This window comes from Delftia lacustris, from assembly GCF_040267515.1.
Taxonomy (GTDB): Bacteria; Pseudomonadota; Gammaproteobacteria; order Burkholderiales; family Burkholderiaceae_C; genus Comamonas; species Comamonas tsuruhatensis.
The window spans coordinates 6,369,001-6,388,649 of record NZ_CP141274.1 but is presented as its reverse complement, the minus strand read 5'-3'; the positions used below and the strand labels follow the sequence as shown (position 1 = coordinate 6,388,649).

Annotated in this window: 18 protein-coding genes; 5 read left to right on the top strand and 13 right to left on the bottom strand. The window is 67.7% G+C overall.

Annotated elements, in window-relative coordinates; all coding sequences use genetic code 11:
- Nucleotides 1–6: 6 nt before the first annotated feature.
- The 8 genes from U6958_RS30650 to U6958_RS30615 all read right to left on the bottom strand — a co-directional run bounded on the left by U6958_RS30650 (nucleotide 7) and on the right by U6958_RS30615 (nucleotide 9,821).
- On the bottom strand, nucleotides 7–996 hold the full coding sequence (locus tag U6958_RS30650) for a tripartite tricarboxylate transporter substrate-binding protein (protein WP_074920659.1): 990 nt from the start codon (nucleotides 994–996) through the stop codon (nucleotides 7–9).
- A gap of 233 nt (nucleotides 997–1,229) precedes the next feature.
- The gene (locus tag U6958_RS30645) at nucleotides 1,230–2,477 is read right to left on the bottom strand and encodes a phenylacetate--CoA ligase family protein (RefSeq protein ID WP_016446598.1); all 1,248 of its coding nucleotides are present in this window, start codon (nucleotides 2,475–2,477) and stop codon (nucleotides 1,230–1,232) included.
- Between the two features lie 190 nt (nucleotides 2,478–2,667).
- Nucleotides 2,668–3,501: an ABC transporter ATP-binding protein gene (locus U6958_RS30640; RefSeq protein WP_016446597.1), complete on the bottom strand. Its 834-nt coding sequence runs from the start codon at nucleotides 3,499–3,501 to the stop codon at nucleotides 2,668–2,670.
- A gap of 173 nt (nucleotides 3,502–3,674) precedes the next feature.
- The gene (locus tag U6958_RS30635; protein ID WP_016446596.1) at nucleotides 3,675–4,991 is read right to left on the bottom strand and encodes an ABC transporter substrate-binding protein; all 1,317 of its coding nucleotides are present in this window, start codon (nucleotides 4,989–4,991) and stop codon (nucleotides 3,675–3,677) included.
- A gap of 79 nt (nucleotides 4,992–5,070) precedes the next feature.
- Nucleotides 5,071–6,135, bottom strand: coding sequence for a branched-chain amino acid ABC transporter permease (locus U6958_RS30630; RefSeq protein ID WP_016446595.1), 1,065 nt, complete (start codon nucleotides 6,133–6,135; stop codon nucleotides 5,071–5,073).
- A 20-nt stretch (nucleotides 6,136–6,155) separates the two neighbouring features.
- Nucleotides 6,156–7,085: a branched-chain amino acid ABC transporter permease gene (locus U6958_RS30625; RefSeq protein WP_016446594.1), complete on the bottom strand. Its 930-nt coding sequence runs from the start codon at nucleotides 7,083–7,085 to the stop codon at nucleotides 6,156–6,158.
- Between the two features lie 10 nt (nucleotides 7,086–7,095).
- Entirely contained in the window at nucleotides 7,096–7,881 is a 786-nt protein-coding gene (locus U6958_RS30620) for an ABC transporter ATP-binding protein (protein WP_013804350.1), read from the bottom strand.
- Between the two features lie 14 nt (nucleotides 7,882–7,895).
- Nucleotides 7,896–9,821 carry a long-chain fatty acid--CoA ligase gene (locus tag U6958_RS30615; RefSeq protein ID WP_074920656.1) on the bottom strand — a complete coding sequence of 642 codons (1,926 nt, stop codon included), beginning with the start codon at nucleotides 9,819–9,821 and terminating at the stop codon, nucleotides 7,896–7,898.
- Between the two features lie 320 nt (nucleotides 9,822–10,141).
- Here U6958_RS30615 and U6958_RS30610 point away from each other — a divergent pair, with 320 nt between their 5' ends.
- Entirely contained in the window at nucleotides 10,142–10,870 is a 729-nt protein-coding gene (locus U6958_RS30610) for a Crp/Fnr family transcriptional regulator (protein WP_016446592.1), read from the top strand.
- 28 nt (nucleotides 10,871–10,898) lie between these two features.
- On the opposite strand, the gene U6958_RS30605 is transcribed toward U6958_RS30610, so the two are convergent.
- From U6958_RS30605 to U6958_RS30595, 3 genes are read right to left on the bottom strand one after another with little or no spacing between them, the layout of a single operon-like run.
- Nucleotides 10,899–12,107 carry a CaiB/BaiF CoA-transferase family protein gene (locus U6958_RS30605; protein WP_074920653.1) on the bottom strand — a complete coding sequence of 403 codons (1,209 nt, stop codon included), beginning with the start codon at nucleotides 12,105–12,107 and terminating at the stop codon, nucleotides 10,899–10,901.
- On the bottom strand, nucleotides 12,107–13,105 hold the full coding sequence (locus tag U6958_RS30600) for a tripartite tricarboxylate transporter substrate binding protein (RefSeq protein WP_046986749.1): 999 nt from the start codon (nucleotides 13,103–13,105) through the stop codon (nucleotides 12,107–12,109). Before U6958_RS30600 ends, U6958_RS30605 begins: the two co-directional genes overlap by 1 nt.
- 14 nt (nucleotides 13,106–13,119) lie before the next feature.
- On the bottom strand, nucleotides 13,120–14,289 hold the full coding sequence (locus U6958_RS30595) for an acyl-CoA dehydrogenase family protein (protein WP_074920650.1): 1,170 nt from the start codon (nucleotides 14,287–14,289) through the stop codon (nucleotides 13,120–13,122).
- A gap of 57 nt (nucleotides 14,290–14,346) precedes the next feature.
- Between U6958_RS30595 and U6958_RS30590 the strand changes: the two genes are divergently transcribed.
- On the top strand, nucleotides 14,347–15,213 hold the full coding sequence (locus U6958_RS30590; protein ID WP_074920648.1) for an IclR family transcriptional regulator: 867 nt from the start codon (nucleotides 14,347–14,349) through the stop codon (nucleotides 15,211–15,213).
- A 17-nt stretch (nucleotides 15,214–15,230) separates the two neighbouring features.
- Here U6958_RS30590 and U6958_RS30585 read toward each other — a convergent pair whose 3' ends face one another.
- Nucleotides 15,231–15,770 (bottom strand): hypothetical protein, encoded by a 540-nt coding sequence (locus tag U6958_RS30585; protein ID WP_074920645.1) that lies wholly within the window; start codon nucleotides 15,768–15,770, stop codon nucleotides 15,231–15,233.
- Complete coding sequence (locus tag U6958_RS30580) at nucleotides 15,767–16,048, bottom strand: hypothetical protein (RefSeq protein ID WP_139223827.1); 282 nt, start codon at nucleotides 16,046–16,048, stop codon at nucleotides 15,767–15,769. Before U6958_RS30580 ends, U6958_RS30585 begins: the two co-directional genes overlap by 4 nt.
- On the opposite strand from U6958_RS30580, the gene U6958_RS30575 reads away from it, so the two are divergent.
- From U6958_RS30575 to U6958_RS30565, 3 genes are all read left to right on the top strand, one after another.
- Nucleotides 15,947–17,806 carry a pseudouridine synthase gene (locus U6958_RS30575; RefSeq protein ID WP_208607032.1) on the top strand — a complete coding sequence of 620 codons (1,860 nt, stop codon included), beginning with the start codon at nucleotides 15,947–15,949 and terminating at the stop codon, nucleotides 17,804–17,806. The genes U6958_RS30580 and U6958_RS30575 overlap by 102 nt on opposite strands.
- Before the next feature lie 195 nt (nucleotides 17,807–18,001).
- A complete protein-coding gene (locus U6958_RS30570; protein WP_016451916.1) occupies nucleotides 18,002–18,499 on the top strand; it encodes a sigma-70 family RNA polymerase sigma factor in 498 nt (165 codons plus the stop codon).
- On the top strand, nucleotides 18,499–19,569 hold the full coding sequence (locus tag U6958_RS30565) for a FecR domain-containing protein (RefSeq protein WP_074920642.1): 1,071 nt from the start codon (nucleotides 18,499–18,501) through the stop codon (nucleotides 19,567–19,569). Before U6958_RS30570 ends, U6958_RS30565 begins: the two co-directional genes overlap by 1 nt.
- Nucleotides 19,570–19,649: the final 80 nt, after the last annotated feature.

The window sequence follows — 19,649 nt, the reverse complement described above, 5'->3', positions numbered from 1 at the left end:
TCGGGATCAGTCGGCGTAGGTGCCGGCTGCCTTGATGACCTTGCCCCACTTCTCGATCTCGGCCTGGACGAACTTCTTGTGGCCTTCGGGTTCGATGCGGCCGTCGCTGGCGATCACGGCGCCCAGGGCTTCCTGGCGCTTGATGAACTCGGGGTCCTTGAGGGCGGCCTTCATGGCCTCGTTGACCTTCTTGACGATGTCGGCCGGCGTGCCCTTGGGCGCGTACAGGCCATGCCAGATGGTGACCTGGAAGTCAGGCACGCCCACTTCGGCCAGCGTCGGCAGGTCCTTCAGTGCGGGCATGACCAGGCGCTTGGGCGTGGTCACGGCATAGGCCTGGACCTTCTTGGCCGTGATCTGGCCCGTGGTGTTGGTGGTCTGGTCGCACAGCAGGTCGACCTGGTTGCCGATCAGGTCGGCGATGGCCGGCGCGGCGCCCTTGTAGGGCACGGGCGTCATTTCGGTCTTCATGGCCGCCTGCAGCATCAGGCCGCACAGGTGGGAGGCGGAACCGATGCCGGCATTGGCCAGGTTGACCTTGCCCTGGTTCTTGCCGATCCAGTCCTTGACCTCGGCGAAGTTCTTGGCCGGCAGGCTGGGGCGGCCGATCAGGGTCATGGGCACGTCGTTGATGATGCCGGCGTACTCGAAGTCGTTGAGCACGTTGAACGACAGCTTGCGGTACAGCGACGGGATCGTGGACATGCCGATGTGGTTGATCAGCAGCGTGTAGCCGTCAGGGCGGGCACGTGCAGCCTTGGCCGTGCCTATGGTGCTGCCGGCGCCGTCGGCGTTGTCCACCACGATGGTGGCATTGTTCAGATGCTTGCGCATGGACTCGGCCAGATCGCGGGCCACCTTGTCGGTCGGGCCGCCTGCGGTGAACGGCACGATGAGGGTGATCGTCTTGCCTGCGGCAGGATAGTCCTGCGCATGAGCGCCAATGGCTGCGCCGGCTGCCAGGGCGATGGCTGCGATCTTGAACAATGCTTTCATAGTGTCTCCAGGTGAATGGCGTGCAAATGATAGGGGGCGATGCGTTTTCGCCCTAAAGGGCAAACACGCAAAAGAAACCGAATGCACGAGGAGACGAATTTTAAGAATTGTTTCTATTGCGCCGCAGCAGATTCCCTTGCCATTGATCTAGTGCAAACCCTTGGAGGCTTGACAGGCGTCATGTTTTCAGGGATTGCGCCGGCTGCGCGGCCACCGTCCCCGCGCCTCGGTGGCTACTTGTACGACCTCGCGTCTTCGATCACCTTGCCGTCATTGGGCAGGGTGCCCGGCAGCACCATCTGCACGTCGCCGCGCAGCTTGGTCACTTCGCGCACCGCGTCGGACAGCTGCTGGGCCAGGCCCGGCGAGGTCTCGCGGGTTTCGACCAGCAACTGCATCTGGTCATTGGCCATCTCGCCCGTGACCACCAGCCTTGCGCGCCCCACCTGCGGAAAGCGGCGCACGACGTCGGCAATCTGGCCCGGGTGCACGAACATGCCGCGCACCTTGGTGGTCTGGTCGGCGCGTCCCATCCAGCCCTTGATGCGTGCGTTGGTGCGGCCCGTGGGGCACTGGCCGGGCAGCACGGCAGAGAGGTCGCCCGTGCCGAAGCGGATCAGCGGGTAGTCGGGGTTGAAGGTGGTGATCACCAGTTCGCCCACCTCGCCGGGCGCCACGGGGTCGCCCGTGCCGGGGCGCACGATCTCGACGATGACCTGCTCGTCCAGCACCAGGCCTTCGCGCGCCTCGGTCTCGTAGGCGATCAGGCCCAGGTCGGCCGTGGCGTAGCACTGGTAGCCCGCGATGCCGCGCTCGGCCAGCCAGTCGCGCAGCGAGGGCGGAAAGGCCTCTCCGGAGACCATGGCCTTGGTCACGGACGGGATGGGCAGGCCCATCTCCACGGACTTTTCCACAATGATCTTGAGGAAGCTGGGCGTGCCCACGTAGCCGGCGGGACGCAGGTCGGCCATGGCCTGCACCTGCTGCTCGGTCTGGCCCGTGCCGCCTGCGAACACCGTGCAGCCCAGCGCATGGGCGCCGCTTTCCATCATCGAGCCCGCGGGCACGAAGTGGTAGCTGAAGCAGTTGTGCACCAGCTCGCCGGGCCGAAAGCCAGAGGCATGCAGCGCGCGCGCCATGCGCCAGTAGTCGGGGCGGCGGCTCTCGGGCTCGTAGATGGGGCCGGGGCTGCAGAACAGGCGCGGCATGGGCTGGCCCAGGCCGATGGCGTTGAAGCCGCCGAAGATCTGCGCGGGCCGCTGCTCGGCCTGGCGCTGCAGCAGCTCGTACTTGCGCGTCACCGGCAGGCGGGCCAGGGCCTCGCGGCTGGTGATCTGCGCGGCGTCGACGCCGTCCAGGATCCGGGCGAAGGCAGCCGACTGTTGCTGCGCATGGGCGATCTGTCGGGGCAGGGCGGCCAGCAGCGCCGCTTCGCGTTCGTCAGGGGTGCGCGTCTCCAGCGCGTCGTAGAAGGCACTCATGGCTAGTCCTGTATGTGGAAAAGGGCAGATGGAGTCCGGCCAGTGATAGTGGTTTATTCCAGAAATTCAGCAACGCCGTTGCCTGCGAAACCGGCGCGGCCCCAGGCGAGAGACACCGAGGAAGGGCCGCCCCGCACCGAGGGTGTCGTCCCCCTTTCAGGGGGAAGGCGCGAAGCGACTCAGGGGGTATTCATGCAAGCCAACGTTTTCTGCGCTTGTAGCTTTTCACGTCCTTGAAGCTTTTCCGCTCGCCGCCGCCCACGCCCAGGTAGAACTCCTTGACGTCCTCGTTGCTGGCCAGGTCCGAGGCCGCGCCGTCCATGACGATGCGGCCGCTTTCCATGATGTAGCCGTAGTCCGAGTACTTGAGCGCCATGTTGGTGTTCTGCTCGGCCAGCAGGAAGGTGACCTTTTCCTTGCTGTTGAGGTCGCGGACGATGTTGAACACCTCCTCGACGATCTGCGGGGCCAGGCCCATCGAAGGTTCGTCCAGCAGCACCATGCGCGGATTGGCCATCAGCGCGCGGCCGATGGCGCACATCTGCTGCTCGCCGCCTGAGGTGTAGGCGGCCTGCGAGGTGCGGCGCGTCTTCAGGCGCGGAAAGTAGTTGTAGACCTTCTCGAGGTTGGCCGCTATCTCGCCCTTGTCGGTGCGCGTGTAGCTGCCGGTCATGAGGTTTTCCTCGATGGTCAGGTGGGCGAAGCAGTGCCGCCCCTCCATGACCTGGACCACGCCGCGCTGCACCAGCTCGGAGGGCGTGAGGCTTTCGATACGTTCGCCCTCCAGCTCGATCGTGCCCTTGGTCACCTCGCCGCGCTCGCCCTTGAGCAGGTTGGAGATGGCGCGCAGCGTCGTGGTCTTGCCCGCGCCGTTGCCGCCCAGGATGGCCACGATGCTCTCGCGCGGCACCTGGAGCGAAACGCCCTTGAGCACCAGGATCACATGGTTGTAGATGACTTCGATGCCATTGACCACGAGCAGCGGATCGCTGGCGGCCGGGGCGGAGGTGGGTGCGGTGGTCATGGCGTCGTCCATGGGCGTTGATACGAAAGCGGAGTGCGGGGCCGCAACTCTCGAAGCATCTCTGCGCGGGGCATGCCCCAACTCAGGGACACCGAGGAAGGGCCGCCCCGCACCGAGGGTGTCGTCCCCCTCCCCCGCGAAGCGGGTAGAGAGGGGGAAGGCGCGCAAGCGCCTCAGGGGGTGCAAGTTCTAGCTTTTACGTTCTTTTCCTTGGCGTACTTGTCCGCGTACTCCTTGACCAGCGGTTCGACCATGGACTTGTCGGCCTGGTACCAGTCGGAGACCACCTTCCACTTGGCGCCATCCCACTGGGCGATGCGCGACCAGTCGGTGCCCAGGTGGTTGTCGCAGCTGGTCTTGACGGGGCGGATGATCTTGCCGAAGCCCAGCTCGTTGAGGCGCTCCTGAGTGAGGTTCAGGTTCTCCAGGCCCCAGCGCACCTGCTCGGAGGTCATGACCTTGCCCTTGCCGTATTTTTCCTGTGCCGTGCGGATGGCCTCCACCTGCAGCATGGAGATCACCATGCCGCGCGTATGGGCCATGGCGCCCAGTTCCTTGGCGTCGGTGGCCGTGCCCTGGCCCTTGTCGTAGACCATGGCCTTGACCTCGTCGTGCACCTTGTCGTGCTCGGCCGTGTTGTGGATGGTCACGGTGTTGTAGCCCTTGGCGCCGGCGCCGATGTCCTTCACGTCATGGTCCGAGCCGGCCCACCAGATGGAGTACATCTTCTCGCGCGGGTAGCCGGTGGCCTGCGCCTCGCGCACGGCCGTGGGCGTCATCACGCCGGCCGACCACAGCAGCACGTAGTCGGGGCGCTGCTGGCGGATCTGCAGCCAGGTGGACTTCTGCTCCACGCCGGGCGCCGTCACGGGCAGCAGCGTCAGGTCGAAGCCTTCCTTGGCGGCGCGCTTTTGCAGCAGCGGAATGGGTTCCTTGCCATAGGGCGAGTCGTGGTAGACCAGGGCGATCTTCTTGCCCTTGAGGCTGCCCTTTTCCTTCTTGAGGATGTCCTGGATGATGGAATCGGCCGCTGTCCAGTAGTTGCCCAGCAGCGGGAAGTTCCACTCGAAGACCTTGCCGTCGGCCGACTGCGACAGGCCGTAGCCCGTGGTGATGATGGGCATCTTGTCGCCGGGCGCCTTGTCCGTCACGGCGAACGTGATGCCGGTGGACTGCGGATCGAAGCCCGCCGCGCCGCCGCCCTTGCCCTTCAGGCGCTCATAGCACTCCACGCCCTTGGCCGTGTCGTAGGCCGTCTCGCATTCCTCGTAGGCGATCTTCACGCCATTGATGCCGCCCTTGGCGTTGACCAGCTTGATGTAGTCCTGCTTGCCATCGGCCCATGGAATGCCCAGCGGAGCGAACTGGCCCGTGCGGTAGACCAGCAGCGGCACGAACTGGTCCTGGGCCTGGACGGCGGGGGCGGCCACGAGGCCGCCGATTCCGGCTGCGACGGTGGCGGCGGCGATGGCGACTTTCTTGAACATCATGACGTTGTCTCCTAGTTGGCTGGGGAAGATTCCCCGGTTATCCGGCACTCTGTGGCGCCCTGTCTCGATACAGATCAACTCAATGCGGGAAGGGCCAGACGCGAAGCTTCTGGCGGGCTGTGGCCCACAGTTTTGCCAGACCATGCGGCTCCACGATAAGGAAGAACACGATCAGCGCACCGAAGATCATGTGCTCCAGGTAGGTCGCCGTGGCCGTGGACAGCGGCAGGCCCAGCCAGTGAGGCACCTGGGTGAGCAGCAGCGGCAGCAGGACGAAGAAGGCCGCGCCGAAGATGCTGCCGACCACCGAACCCAGGCCGCCGATGATGATCATGAACAGCAGCTGCAGCGAGCGGTCCAGGCTGAAGGCCGCAGGTTCCCAGGCACCCAGGTGAACGAAGCCCCACAGCGCGCCGGCCACGCCGACGATGAAGCTGCTCACGGCAAAGGCGCTGAGCTTGGCGTAGGTCGGGCGGATGCCGATCACGCTGGCGGCCACGTCCATGTCGCGCATGGCCATCCATTCGCGGCCGATGGCGCCCCGCACCAGGTTCTTGGCGGCCAGGCCCAGCAGGCACAGGATGCCCAGGCACAGCAGGTACTTTTCCATGGGCGTGTCGATCTTCCAGCCCATGATGGACAGCGGGCCCGCGCTCACCGAGCCCGAGGAGGAGTTGTTCGTCACCCAGGCGGCGCGGCTGGTCAGCCAGTCCACGAAGAACTGGGCGGCCAGCGTGGCCACGGCCAGGTACAGGCCGCGGATGCGCAGGCTGGGCAGGCCGAAGATCACGCCGAAGACCATGGCCAGCACGCCGCCGCCGATCAGGGCCACCAGCAGCGGCATGCCCTCGAAACGCACCTGCAGGTTGTAGGCCGCATAGGCGCCCACGGCCATGAAGGCGCCCGTTCCCAGCGAGATCTGGCCGCAGTAGCCGACCAGGATGTTCAGCCCCAGCGCCGCCAGCGACATGATCAGGAAGGGGATCAGCACGGCCTGGAAGGTGTAGTCGCTGACGCTGAAGGGAATCACCAGGAAGGCGACGGCCAGCAGCGCCACGATGGCCCAGCGGTCCTGGGCGACGCCGAAGATCTGCTGGTCGGATGCGTAGGTCGTCTTGAATTGACCGTTCTCACGATAAAACATGTGCAGGTTCTCCGTAACGGTCAAACGCGATCAATGATTTTGTCGCCGAACAGCCCCTGGGGCCGCACGAGCAGGAAGCACAGGGCCAGGCCGTAGGCGAACCAGGTCTCGATGCCGCCGCCGACCATGGGGCCCAGGTAGACCTCGGAGAGCTTCTCGCCCACGCCGATGATCAGGCCGCCGATGATGGCGCCGGGCAGCGAGGTCAGGCCGCCCAGGATCACCACGGGCAGGGCCTTCAGGGCCACCAGCGACAGCGAGTACTGCACGCCCAGCTTGGAGCCCCAGATGATGCCCACCACCAGGGCCACGCCGCCGGCCACCGACCAGACGATGACCCAGATGCGCGACAGCGGGATGCCGATGGACTGCGCCGCCTGGTGGTCGTCGGCCACGGCGCGCAGCGCGCGGCCGGTCTTGGTCTTCTGGAAGAACACGCTGAGCGCGGCCACCAGCAGCGCGGCGATGCAGGCCGCATACAGGTCTTCCTGGCTCAGCAGCACGCCGCCCTCGAACAGGCCGTCGAGGATGAACATGGGGTCCTTGGGCATGCCCACGTTGATGCTGTAGACGGCGCTGCCGAAGATCATCGGGCCCAGTCCGTCGAGCAGGTAGGCGATGCCCAGCGTGGCCATCAAGAGCGTGATGGGCTCCTGGTTGACCAGGTGGCGCAGCGCCAGCCGCTCGATCACCCAGGCCACGACCACCATGATGGCCAGCGACACGCAGATGGCCAGCAGGTTGGTGAACCAGCCCGGCTCCATGCCGATCCACTTCGGGATCCACTCGGAAAAGCGCGCCATGGCCAGGGCCGAGAACAGCACCATCGCGCCCTGGGCGAAGTTGAACACGCCCGAGGCCTTGAAGATCAGCACGAAGCCGATGGCGATCAGCGCGTACAGCGTGCCTACCATGAGGCCGCCGAACAAGGTTTCCAGAAAAAATCCCATGTCAGTCCCCTCAGTGGCTGGTGCCAAGGTAAGCGCGGATCACGTCTTCGTTCTGGCGCACCTCGTCGGGTGCGCCGTCGCCGATCTTCTTGCCGTAGTCCAGCACCACGACGCGGTCGCTGATGTCCATGACCACGCCCATGTCGTGCTCGATCAGCACGATGGTGGAGCCGAACTCGTCGTTGACATCGAGGATGAAGCGGCACATGTCCTGCTTTTCCTCCACGTTCATGCCGGCCATGGGCTCGTCCAGCAGCAGCACCTGCGGCTGCATGGCCAGGGCGCGGCCCAGGTCCACGCGCTTTTGCAGGCCGTAGGGCAACTGGCCCACGGGGGTCTTGCGGTAGGCCTGGATCTCCAGGAAGTCGATGATGTGCTCGACGAACTCGCGGTGGCGGATCTCCTCGCGCTGGGCCGGGCCCAGGCGCAGGGCCTGCATCAGGATGCCGCTTTTGATCTGCAGGTTGCGGCCGGTCATGATGTTGTCGATCACGCTCATGCCCTTGAACAGCGCCAGGTTCTGGAAGGTGCGCGCCACGCCCATCTCGGCCACCTGGCGGCTGTTCATGTGGCTGAAGGTCTTGCCCCGGAAGGTGATCGATCCCTCGGACGGGGTGTACACGCCGTTGATGCAGTTGAGCATGGAGCTCTTGCCCGCGCCGTTGGGGCCGATGATGGAGCGGATCTCGTGCTCGCGCACATCGAACGAGATGTCCGTCAGCGCCTTCACCCCGCCGAAGCGCAGGCTGATGTTCTTGATGTCGAGGATGACATCGCCGATCTTCTTGTGAGTCATGTCAGCGGCTCCGGTCAGGCGTGGGCCGAATGGGTTTTGGCGTCGATGATGGACAGCGTGGCGCTGACGCTGCCCGTGCGGCCATCCTCGAACTTGACCTGGGTCTCGATGAACTGCTCGCGCTTGCCCGTGTACAGCGCATCGACCAGCACGCCGTACTTGTCGGCGATGAAGCCGCGGCGCACCTTGCGCGTGCGGGTCAGCTCGTCGTCGTCGGGGTCCAGCTCCTTGTGCAGCACCAGGAAGCGCGCCACCTGCGTGTCGGCCATACCGGCTTCGGCGGCCAGGTCGGCGTTCACCTGGGCCACGCAGTCGGCCACCATCTCCAGCACCTTGGCCTTCGATGCCAGGTCCACATAGCCGCCGTAGGGCAGGCCCTGGCGCTCGGCCCAGTTGCCCACGGCCTCGTAGTCGATGTTGATGAAGGCGCAGACCTGGTCGCGACCGTGGCCGAAGCACACGGCCTCCTTGATCTGGGGGAAGAACTTGAGCTTGTTCTCGATGTAGTTGGGCGCGAACATGGCGCCCCGGCTGGTCTTGCCCACGTCCTTGGCGCGGTCGATGATGCGCAGCTGCCCGCTGGCGTCGATCACGCCGGCATCGCCCGTGTGGAACCAGCCGTCGGCATCCACCACTTCGGCCGTGGCATCGGGGCGCTTGTAGTACTCCTTGAGCACGGACACGCCCTTGAGCAGCACCTCGCCGTTGTCGGCGATCTTCAGCTCGATGCCCGGTGCGGCCTGGCCCACGCTGCTCAGTTCCACCTGCCCGTCGCGCTGTATGCACACATAGGCGCAGGTCTCGGTCTGGCCGTAGAGCTGCTTGAGATTGATGCCGATGGAGCGGAAGAAGCGGAACAGCTCGGGCCCGATGGCCGCGCCCGCCGTATAGGCCACGCGGATGCGCGACAGGCCCATGGCATTGCGCAGCGGGCCGTAGATGCACAGGTCGCCCAGCGCGTACTTCAGGCGGTCCAGCGCGCCCACCTTCTTGCCGTCCAGGATGTCCGATCCCACGCGCCGCGCCACGGCCATGGCGCGCCCGTACATCCACTGCTTGAACGGCGCGGCATCCTCCATGCGGATGGACACCGAAGTCAGCATGCCCTCGAAGATGCGCGGCGGCGCGAAGTAGTAGCTGGGGCCGATCTCGCGCAGGTCGATGGACACGGTCGAGGCCGACTCCGGGCAGTTGATGGTGAAGCCCGCCACCAGCCACTGCGCGAAGGAAAACAGGTGGTCGCCCACCCAGGCCGGAGGCAGGTAGGAGATCACGTTGTCGCCAGGGCCCAGGCGGTCCACCTGCACACCGCCGCGTGCCGACTCGCCAAAGCTGCGGTGGGTCTGGCACACGCCCTTGGGCTTGCCCGTCGTGCCCGAGGTGTAGAGGATGACGGACACGTCGTCGGGCGACAGCGCCGCCAGCATGGCATCCCAGGCGCCCGGGTGGGCGGCCTCCCATTCCTTGCCCTTTTGCAGCAGCGCCTCGGTGCTGATCAGCCCCGGCTGGTCGTAGTGGCGCAGGCCGCGCGGGTCGTCATAGATGATGTGGCCCAGGCCGCGGACGCTCTCGCGCACCTCCAGCAGCTTGTCCACCTGCTCCTGGTTCTCGGCGAAGGCGAAGTCGATCTCGGCATCCTCGATGACGAAGCGCATCTCGGCCGCCACCGCGTCCTGGTACAGCGGGATCGGCACGGCGCCCAGCGCCTGCACGGCCAGGAAGCTCATGTAGACATGGGGCCGGTTGTCGCTGATGAAGGCCAGATTCTGGCCGCGTGCCAGGCCCAGCGCCGCCAGGCCGCAGGCCATGTGGCGCACGGTCTGCGCGGCCTCGCTCCAGCTCCAGGTCTGCCAGATGCCGTATTCCTTCTCGCGCAGCGCCGGTGCCTGTGGGCGCTGGGCAGCATGCTGGAGCAGCAGGTGCGGGAACGTGGTCGTCATTCCATGTCCTTGGTTGTTCGTGGATGGTGGCCGCGTGGTGCAAATGCCCAGGCTGAGACCCACCGGCTTGGACTGCATCGTAGGACTGGCTTTGACGCCGTGGTGTCTGTTTGACGACAATCTTCGGGAAACTCATCATCGGGAAAACGCGCCGTAACAAATGGTGCCAAAACGGTCTCATTGCCCGTTGGGGGGCTTGCGCTCCAGCCCGTTCGCAGCGGGTCGCCGTCCTTCTGGAAATCCCGCTCACGCCAGCCACTGGCCTCGGGCAATGCTTGGGTGGTTTTGTTGATTCATCCGCGCACCCTCGCCGCGACTCCATGAGCCAAGAACTGTCACTGCACCAGCGCCGCCGTGCGCCCCGACCCGAGGAACTCGATGGCATTCCCTGGCTGGCCCTGCTCCAGCCCGCCGAGCGCGAGCGCGCGCACAAGGCGCTGGTCGTCGGCGACGCACAGTCCGGCGACTACGTCTGCCGCACCGGCCGCGCGCCCACCTACTGGTTCGGCGTGGTCGAAGGCCTGCTCAAGATGAACACCGATGGCGCCGATGGCGCCAGCATGACGCTGGCCGGCCTGCCTCCGGGCGGCTGGTTCGGCGAGGGCACGGCCGTCAAGCGCGAGCCCTACCGCTACAACGTGCAGGCCATCCGAAAAAGCGTGGTCGCCGGCCTGCCCATCGACACCTTCCACTGGCTGCTGGACCACTCCATCGGCTTCAACCGCTTCGTCATGAGCCAGCTCAACGAGCGCCTGGGCCAGTTCATCTCGGCCCGCGAAATCGACCGCCTCACCAACCCCGACCTGCGCGTGGCCCGCAGCCTGGCCGCGCTCTTTCACCCGCTGCTGTACCCGGGCGTGGGCGAGGTGCTGCGCATCACCCAGCAGGAGCTGGCCTACCTGGTGGGCCTGTCACGCCAGCGCGTCAACGAGGCGCTGTCCGTGCTGCAGCGCGAAAACGCCATCGTCGTGGAGTACGGCGGCCTGCGCGTGCTCGACCTGGAAGCGCTGCGCAGCGGGCTGTTTGCGACGGCGCGGCGGGCGGCCTGACGCCGCCCGCTGCCACCCGCTTGAGGCCTCAGATCACGCCCTCGCGCCGCAGCCTCTCCTGCTGCTGCGCATCCAGCCCCAATGCCGCATAGATGCGTGCATTGTCCTGGCCGGTGGCCGGGCCGCTGCGGGGCGAAGGGGCCTGGCGGCCGGTGAAGCGTGGCACGGGCGCGGGGGCGGTGAGGGGGCCCAGGTCGGGGTCGGGCAGCGCGATGAAGCTGCCGCGTGCCGCGAAATGCGGGTCCTGCAGCACGTCCTGGGCCGAACAGACCTTGCTGAACGGGATGTCGTGCGCGGCCAGCGCGGCCATGGCCTGGGTGCAGTCCAGGCCTGCGCACCATTGCACGATCAGCGCATCCAGTGCCTGCAGGTGGCGGATGCGCGCGGCGTTGTCCGCAAAGCGCGGGTCGGTGGCCAGGTCGGCGCGGTCCATGGCCTGGCACAGGCGCGCGAAGATGGCATCGCCCGTGGCGACCACAGTGAGCCAGGCGCCGTCGCGCGTGCGGTAGACGTTGGAGGGCGCCGTGTAGCCCGCGCACGATCCCGTGCGGCTGCGTGCCTGTCCGCCCAGCTGGTACTCGGCCGCCAGCGGGTCCAGCAGGCGCAGCATGGCTTCGGTGGCCGACAGGTCGATCTCCAGGCCGCGCCGTTCGCCTGGAGGCTGTGCATTGCGCTCGGCCAGTGCGGCCGCGATGGAGAAGGCGCCGAACAGCCCGGCCACGGCATCGCCCAGCGGGTAGTTCATGTGCTGGGGCGGGCCGCCCGCCTCGCCCGTGAGGTGGGCGAAGCCGCTCATGGCCTCGAAGATGCGCGCAAAGCCCGGCCGGCGCGCATAAGGGCCGGTCTGGCCGAAGCCCGTCAGGCGCAGCACGATGAGGCGCGGGTTGCGGGCATGCAAGGTGGCCAGGTCCAGCCCCCAGCGGTCCAGCGTGCCGGTGCGGAAGTTCTCCACGAGCACGTCGAAATCCTCGATCAGCCGCAGGAACAGCATGCGGCCCTCGGCCTTGCGCACGTCCAGCGAGATGCCCTGCTTGCCCCGGTTGGCGGTTTTCCAGAACACGGCGTGGCCGTCGTGCACGGGGGCCAGGCTGCGCAGCGTGTCGCCGCCGCCGGGCAGCTCCAGCTTGACGACGTCGGCGCCCAGGTCGCCGCACAGGGTGGCCGAGAAGGGGGCGGCCAGCACCGTGGCCATGTCGAGGATGCGCACACCCTCCAGCGGATAGCCTTGGCGCTGCATCAGTTGCCTTTCAGGTCCACGTTCTTCAGCACGGGCTCCCAGGCGCGGCGGTCTTCGGCCACGCGCTGGTGGAAGTCCGCCGCCTGCGTGGGCAGCGGCGTGGCGCCCAGGCGCGCCAGCTTGTCGCGTGTCTCGGGCAAGGCCATGGCCTTGGCCAGCGCCTGGTTGAGCGTGGCCACGATCTGCTGCGGCGTGCCCTTGGGCGCGGCCAGGCCCACCCACAGGCCGGTGTCCAGCCCGGCCACGCCCAGCTCGGCAAAGGTGGGAATGTCGGGCGCGGCGGGCGAGCGGCTCTTGCCGGTCTGCGCCAGGATGCGGATCTGCCCGCCCTGCATGTAGGGCAGGGTGCCGCCCAGGTTGTTGCACATCACCGGGATGTGGCCGGCCATGAGGTCGTTGACGGCCGGGGCGTTGCCCTTGTAGGGCAGGTGCTGCATCTTGGTGCCGAGCCGGTGGTTGACCATCTCGCAGACCAGGTGCGAGGGCGTGGCCGTGCCGGCCGAGCCGAAGGACAGCGTGCCGGGCCTGGCCTTGTCGGCCGCCACCAGTTCGGCCAGCGTGCGGTAGGGGGTCTTGGCGTTGACGGCGATGACGTTGGGCAGGTCCGCCACCAGGCCGATGTACTCGTAGTCGGTCAGCGGATTCCACTTGAGGTTGGCGTGCACATGGGGCAGGAAGACATTGCTCAGGCCTGCCATGAGCAGGGTGTAGCCGTCGGGCGCGGCGCGGGCCACGAGTTCCGAGCCGACCAGGCTGCCCGCGCCCGGCTTGTTCTCCACCACCACGGGCTGTCCCAGGGCCTTGCCCAGTTCCACCGACAGCGCTCGGGCCACGAGGTCGGTGCTGCCGCCTGCGGGAAAGGGAACGATCACGCGCACGGGCCGATCGGGAAAAGCCGCTTGGGCCGTCTGTGCCGCTTGGGCAGCCTGCGCGCAGGCACACAGCGCGGCCAGCAGGCCCAGGTTGGCCAGGTGCTTCGAGGTGAGGGGGCGTGTCATGGGGGCCTCCGGTGTCAGGCGCTCTCGCGCAGCATGAGCTTGGCGATGTTGAGCTGGTGGATCTGGCTGGTGCCTTCGTAGAGGCGGAACAGGCGCACGTCGCGGAAGTAGCGCTCGATGGGGCTGAAGTCGGCCACATAGCCCGCGCCGCCGAACATCTGCACGGCGCGGTCGGCCACGCGGCCGCACATCTCGGAGGCGAAGTACTTGCACATGGAGGCGGACAGCGCCACGTCCTCGCCCCGGTCGCGGGCGCGGGCGGCCTCCAGGATCATGGATTGCGCCGCGAAGATCTCGGTGCGGCTGTCGGCCAGCATGGCCTGCACCAGCTGGAAGTTCGCCACCGGCTGGCCGAACTGCTCGCGCTGGCGCACATGGGCCAGCGCCAGGTCCAGCATGCGGATCGCCGGCCCCGTGCACAGCGCGGCCAGGTGCAGGCGCTGCTTGTTGAGCACCTTCATCACGGTCTTGAAGCCCTGGCCCTCGCGCCCGCCGATGATCTGGTCGGCCGGCACGCGGCAGTCCTGGAAATGCACGTCGGACACGGGCGAGCCCGCCTGGCCCATCTTGCGATAGGGCTGGCCTGTCACCAGGCCCGGCGAGCGCTCCACGAAGAAGGCCGTCAGCCCCTCGCTGCCCGTGCTGCCTTCGCCGGTGCGGGCGATGACGGTGAACACATCGGCCAGCGGCGCATTGGTGATGAAGCGCTTGCTGCCGTTGAGCACATAGTGGTCGCCCTCGCGGCGCGCCGTGGTCTGGATGTTGCTCGCCTCCGAGCCCGCGTCCGGCTCGGTCAGCGCCAGGCAACCCGTGAGCTCGCCGCGCGCCATGCGCGGCAGCCAGCGCTGCTTTTGCGCCTCGGTGCCGTCGGCCACGAGGGCTTCCGAGCCAATGCCGGTGTTGGTGCCCACGCGGGCCCGCAGCGCCACCGAGGCCTGGGACAGCTCGAAGGCGCAGCGCACCAGTTCCTCGGTGCTCAGGCCCAGGCCGCCGTAGGCCTGGGGAATGCTCCAGCCGAAATAGCCCTTGTCGCGCAGTTCCTGGACCACGGCGGGCGGGATCTCGTCATCGCGCTCGATCTGATCCTCCAGCGGATGCCAGCGGTGGCGCACGAAATGGCGGATGTCTGCAATCAACGCCTGCAGGCGGGCGTCGGCGGGATGGGGGGTGGGGGCTTGGCTCATGGGCCGCACTGTAGGAAGCGCGGGCACCAGGGCTGCAATGCAGTTTCAAATATTGAAATGCAGTTGCGGCTTTGCGGCCGTGGTCCGCACAATCGCCACGTGCCCCACACCCCCATTGCCCACCAACCCAGGGACTCGCAGGATGTCTGCCGCATCCGCGAGCAGGACCCGTATTTCGCGGGCACGCTGGCCAAGGGGCTGATGATCCTGCAGTGCTTCGTCAGCGACCCGCGCCCGCATGCCAACAGCGAGCTGGCCCGCCGCCTGGGCCTGCCGCGCCCCACCGTGTCCAGGCTGTGCCGCAGCCTGCAGACCATGGGCTACCTGGACCATGACGAGCGGCTGGACCGCTATTTCGTCGGCCCGGCCGCCGTCGCCCTGGGCTACCCCTATGTGATCAACACGCCGCTGCTGGGGCCTTTGCGCCTGCCCATGCAGGCCCTGGCCGACCGCGTGAAGGGGGCGGTATCGGTGGGCGTGGTCATGGACCTGGATGTGGTCTACCTGGATACCTGCGCCTGGGAGGGGGGCACGCTCAAGCGCCCCGGCGTGGGCGCGGTTCGCGGCGTGCTGGAAACCGCCATGGGCCGCGCCGGCCTGGCCCAGCTCGACGCTGACGAGCTGCAGCGCTTTCTGGGGCGCGTGCGCAGCCAGCGGCCCGAGGAATACGCGCGCTGCATGGACAACGCCAGCGAAAGCCTGGCGCACTATGCCGCCCGGGGCTTCGCGGTCAACATGGGCGACTCCGGCCTGGGCGTGTGTGCGGTGGGCGCGGCCTCGCGCATCCGCTACGGGTCGCGCCGGCTGCTGTTCAACTGCGCCGTGCCGGGCCTGCGCATGCCGGCCCGCACGCTGATCCGGGATGTGGGCCCCCAGTTGGCGCAGTTGGTGGCCCTGTGCGACCGGCTGCCCGTGGACCGCTGATCTGCGGGCCTGGCGCTTCAGAAGGCGGCCAGCACGATGCCGATGGCCAGCAGCACGCCGAAGGAGATCCAGCCGTTCTTCTGGTCCAGGCCACCGATCTGGCGCAGCGCCTCTTCGCGCGCAGCGCCCACCAGGCCCCTCTGGTTGATCTGCTGTATGCGCGTGACCAGCCATTGCAGGTAGGTGCGCTTGACCGTGAACGAGATGGCTACCGCGATGCCGAGCACGCGCCCGGCGCCGCCCGTGCCGGGCATCAGCAGGTTGATGATCAACAGGGTGATGAAGGCCACCACGGCATAGGCGTAGACGCGGCGCGCAATGGCCCAGGATACGCCCATGAAGGGAATGGCCGTCCAGCAGGGGCTGAGTGCGGCGAAAAATCCCTTTTTCCCGCCGACCATGCGCTCCCACAGCGGACGGTATTTGTCGGCATTCGGGCCGATGGCGGTCTCCATATCGGACCACTCGATTCCCGTCAAGTCCATTTTGGTGATGAGCAGCGCCTTGAATTGTTCTTTCAAGGGCATGGAATTCAATAGGTTGGGTGTATCGCTCATGGTTTTCCTTGTTGAATGAGGCGGGATTCCGGGCGTGATGGTCTGGATGCCGCAGCGGGCGCTGCGCGCAGGGCTGTTGTCTCGAAAGAGGGCCCCTGTCTCTGGACGGGCGCCATTCTATGGGGAGATACATGGGAAATGGCAAGCCCAATGGATTGGTTTGCAATGGAAAATGAATGAATGTGCTCGTGAGAAATACAGTTTTTTACATATTCAATGCCATGGGCTGTTATTTTTTCATTGGCCGGATGGCGAATTTTCGTGGCGAGTTGATTCATCCTGATCCATCTTTCATTGGGGATTCATATGAATATGCATATCGCGACGGATACAGCGAATGGGATGGGCCCGGGGGCCAGGTGCATTGCCATGGACGGGAATCGGGCTCGCACAACGGGTGTGCCGTCCTTCGTGCAGGCGCTTCGCTGCGGGGCCGCGCAGGGGTCCCGGCAGGCCGGGGCAGCGCGGGGCCGATAGCCGAGCGCAATGCCCGTATTGGCCGCAGGGCGCTGCCGCTGCAGGCCGTGCCGCGCGACAATGGCGGCCTAATGTCATCCCCTACTTCTTCCAAACCGTCCCGGCCCGGCGCCGACGAGGCGGCAGCGCCCTCCGCGCGCCCTGTGCTGCGCCGCCCCGAAAAGCCACAGGCCGAGCCGGCTGGCGATGCCCGCCGCCCCTCTGGTGGCGCAGGCAGATCTGCGGGCGCACGCGGCCCGCGCAACGACCGCAATGACCGCTACGAGCGCTCCGACCGCCGTGACGCAGGCCCTCGCGGCGATGCCCGTGATGCGGCACCCCGCGGCGAGCGCCCGCGCAGCAGCGGTTTCGGCCGTGCCGAGGACCTGGACCGTTCCCAGCCGCGTGGCGACTGGCGTGGCCAGGGCGGCGGCGAAAACCGTGCCCCGCGCGAGCAGCGCGATCCCCGTGATGCGCGTGACACGCGCCATGCGGGCGACATGCGCGACTCCCGTCCCCCGCGTCCGCCCCGCCCGGATGATCGCCGCGACCGGCCCTATGGCCAGCGCGACGAGCGTCCGCGTGATGGGCAACGTGACGGCCCCCGTGACGGCCCCCGGGAGGGCGGCTTCCGTGATCGCCCCCGTGACGACGCCCGGGGCCCCCGCCGTGATGACGCCCGCGGCCCGCGCCGCGATGCGCCGGCCCAGGCCGAACCCGCCTACCGTCCGCTCAGCGGCATCCGCACCTACCGTCCCGCCGACGGTGGCGCCAGCCGCGAGATTCCCGTCAAGCGTGCCCCCGCGCCCGTGCAGGAGCAGGTTCCGGGCGCCGTGCGCATCAACAAGCGCCTGGCCGACATGGGCCTGTGCTCGCGCCGCGAGGCCGACGAGTGGGTGGACAAGGGCTGGGTCCGCGTCAACGGCGAACTCGCCGTCATGGGCCAGAACGTGGTGGCCGCCGACCGCATCACGGTCGAGCGCGAGGCACGTGACCGCCAGGACCAGCAGGTCACCATCCTGATCCACAAGCCCATGGGCTACGTCAGCGGACAGGCCGAGGATGGCCACGAGCCGGCCGTGGTCCTGGTCACTCCCCAGAACCACTGGAACCAAGACACCAGCCGCACGCGCTTCAACTTCGCGCAGCTCAAGGGCCTGGCGCCCTGCGGCCGGCTGGACATCGATTCCGTGGGCCTGCTGGTCATGACCCAGGATGGCCGCGTGGCACGCCAGATCATTGGCGAAGACTCGGAGATGGACAAGGAGTACCTGGTACGCGTGACCTACGGCGACCGCGACATCGACGTGCAATCCGTGTTCCCGGCCGAGCAGCTGGCACGCCTGTGCCATGGCCTGTCGCTGGACGGCGAGGAACTCAAGCCCGCCAAGGTGGACTGGCAGAACCCCGAGCAGCTGCGCTTCGTGCTGACCGAAGGCAAGAAACGCCAGATCCGCCGCATGTGCGAACTGGTGGGCCTGCGCGTGGTGGGCCTCAAGCGCATCCGCATCGGCCGCGTGACGCTGGGCAATCTGCCTGTGGGCCAGTGGCGCTATCTGGGTGCACACGAGAATTTTTAGCACCCCCTGAGCGGCTGCGCCGCTTCCCCCTCTCTCGCTTCGCGGGAGGGGGACGGCACCCTCGGTGCGGGACGGCCCTTCCTCGGTGCCCCTGATTTGGGCAGCGACGGTTTTGAGCTCGTGTTTAGAATGCGAACCATTCTCAAACGAGCTTCAGCGCTGCGGCACGCCAGTCCGGGGCGCGTCCGTCTTTTCATGCGCGCACCGGCCGATCCTGTACACACCCTCTATGTCGAACACCACGGCTGGCTGCAAGGCTGGCTGCGCCACAGGCTGGGCAATGTGTTCGAGGCTTCCGATATCGCGCACGACACTTTCGTCAACGTGATCACCTCGGGCATGGCCGGCCGCATCGAGCAGCCGCGCCCCTTCCTGGCCACCGTGGCCCGCCATCTTGTGATCCGCCAGCACCGGCGCCGGCTGCTGGAGCGCGCCTATCTCGACACCCTGGCCCTGCTGCCGGCCGAGCTGGCTCCCTCGCCCGAGGAGCGGCTGATCGCGCTCGAATCACTGCAGGCCGTGGACCAGGCGCTGGACGCGCTGGCGCCCAAGGTGCGCGAGGCCTTCCTGCTGGCCCACCTCGAAGGCCTGAGCTATGCGGACATCGCCACGCGCCTGGGCGTGTCCATGACCAGCGTCAAGCGCTACCTGGCCCAGGGCTATGAGCGCTGCTTCGTGCTGGCTCTGTCCTGATGGCGCCGGTGCCTCCTTCCGATCCTCGGCGCCTGTCCAGCGCCACGCCGCTACCCGGCAGCAGTATCCAGGCGCCCCAGGCGCTGGGCCGGCCCTTGCCGGCCGGCGTGGCGCGGGCGGCGGCCGGCTGGTTTGCGCTGCTGCAATCGGGCCAGGCCTCGGCCGCCGACCGGGCGCGCTGGCAGCGCTGGCTCGATGAAGACGCCGACCATGGCCGCGCCTGGGCCCATCTGCAGGCCGTCACGGGCGCGCTGACGGGGCTCAATCCCGGTGGCGCGGGCTATCGCGGCCTGTCCGCTGCTCCCCGGGCTGCGCGGCGGCGCCTGCTGGGCCTGTTCGCGGGCCTGGGCACGGCGGCGGGCGCGGGCTGGCTGGCCAGCCGCACGCCGCAGTGGCAGCAGATGGCGGCCGACTACTCCACCGGCACGCAGCGCCGCCGCTGGAGCCTGCCCGACGGCACGGACATGCTGCTGGGCCCCGGCAGCGCCGTGGCCTTGCAGTTCGACGGCAGCGAGCGCCGGCTGCGCCTGCTGGCCGGCGAGGCGCTGTTCACCACCGGTCATCCCGCAGGTGCGCTGGGCGATCTGCCCTTTGTTGTGGAGACCGCCCACGGCCGCGTGCGCGCCCTGGGCACGCGCTTCATGGTGCGCAGCAACCAGGCAGGTGCGCGCGTGGCGGTGTTCGAGGGCGCCGTGGAGCTGCGCCCGGCCGGTACAGGCGCAACCGCACGGCGCCTGCAGGCGGGCGAGGCCATGGACTTCACGCGCACGGGCTGGGGCACGGTGCAGCCGGCCGGCCCTGCGGATGACGCCTGGAGCCGGGGCCAATTGTGGGTGGACAACCAGCGCCTGGACGACTTCCTGGCCGAGCTCAACCGCTACCGCCCCGGCTGGCTGCATGCCGATCCGGCCGTGGCCGGGCTGCGGTTCTCAGGCGTGTTCCCGCTGGACGAAGGCGGCATCGACGGCACGGACGCCGTGCTGGCCATGCTGCCCGGTGCGCTGCCCGTGCAGCTGCGCTGGCGCACGCGCTGGTGGGTGGTGGTGGAGCCTGCGCAGGTGCGCGGCTGAGGCTTTTTTCTTCCTTTTCGCTTTTTTTGCGCCGGGTGTGACCCGATTTCCCGCGCCGCGCTTCCTTGTTTCCGAGAGCT

Excerpts from the sequence above, each read along its gene's own strand:
- U6958_RS30615 (WP_074920656.1), bottom strand. The coding sequence starts at position 9,821 with ATGACGACCACGTTCCCGCACCTGCTGCTCCAGCATGCTGCCCAGCGC.
- U6958_RS30575 (WP_208607032.1), top strand. The coding sequence starts at position 15,947 with ATGAATGTGCTCGTGAGAAATACAGTTTTTTACATATTCAATGCCATG.
- U6958_RS30605 (WP_074920653.1), bottom strand. The coding sequence starts at position 12,107 with ATGCAGCGCCAAGGCTATCCGCTGGAGGGTGTGCGCATCCTCGACATG.
- U6958_RS30635 (WP_016446596.1), bottom strand. The coding sequence starts at position 4,991 with ATGATGTTCAAGAAAGTCGCCATCGCCGCCGCCACCGTCGCAGCCGGA.
- U6958_RS30645 (WP_016446598.1), bottom strand. The coding sequence starts at position 2,477 with ATGAGTGCCTTCTACGACGCGCTGGAGACGCGCACCCCTGACGAACGC.
- U6958_RS30610 (WP_016446592.1), top strand. The coding sequence starts at position 10,142 with ATGAGCCAAGAACTGTCACTGCACCAGCGCCGCCGTGCGCCCCGACCC.
- U6958_RS30625 (WP_016446594.1), bottom strand. The coding sequence starts at position 7,085 with ATGGGATTTTTTCTGGAAACCTTGTTCGGCGGCCTCATGGTAGGCACG.
- U6958_RS30580 (WP_139223827.1), bottom strand. The coding sequence starts at position 16,048 with ATGAATCAACTCGCCACGAAAATTCGCCATCCGGCCAATGAAAAAATA.
- U6958_RS30595 (WP_074920650.1), bottom strand. The coding sequence starts at position 14,289 with ATGAGCCAAGCCCCCACCCCCCATCCCGCCGACGCCCGCCTGCAGGCG.
- U6958_RS30590 (WP_074920648.1), top strand. The coding sequence starts at position 14,347 with ATGCAGTTGCGGCTTTGCGGCCGTGGTCCGCACAATCGCCACGTGCCC.
- U6958_RS30565 (WP_074920642.1), top strand. The coding sequence starts at position 18,499 with ATGGCGCCGGTGCCTCCTTCCGATCCTCGGCGCCTGTCCAGCGCCACG.
- U6958_RS30650 (WP_074920659.1), bottom strand. The coding sequence starts at position 996 with ATGAAAGCATTGTTCAAGATCGCAGCCATCGCCCTGGCAGCCGGCGCA.
- U6958_RS30570 (WP_016451916.1), top strand. The coding sequence starts at position 18,002 with ATGCGCGCACCGGCCGATCCTGTACACACCCTCTATGTCGAACACCAC.
- U6958_RS30640 (WP_016446597.1), bottom strand. The coding sequence starts at position 3,501 with ATGACCACCGCACCCACCTCCGCCCCGGCCGCCAGCGATCCGCTGCTC.
- U6958_RS30630 (WP_016446595.1), bottom strand. The coding sequence starts at position 6,135 with ATGTTTTATCGTGAGAACGGTCAATTCAAGACGACCTACGCATCCGAC.
- U6958_RS30585 (WP_074920645.1), bottom strand. The coding sequence starts at position 15,770 with ATGAGCGATACACCCAACCTATTGAATTCCATGCCCTTGAAAGAACAA.
- U6958_RS30620 (WP_013804350.1), bottom strand. The coding sequence starts at position 7,881 with ATGACTCACAAGAAGATCGGCGATGTCATCCTCGACATCAAGAACATC.
- U6958_RS30600 (WP_046986749.1), bottom strand. The coding sequence starts at position 13,105 with ATGACACGCCCCCTCACCTCGAAGCACCTGGCCAACCTGGGCCTGCTG.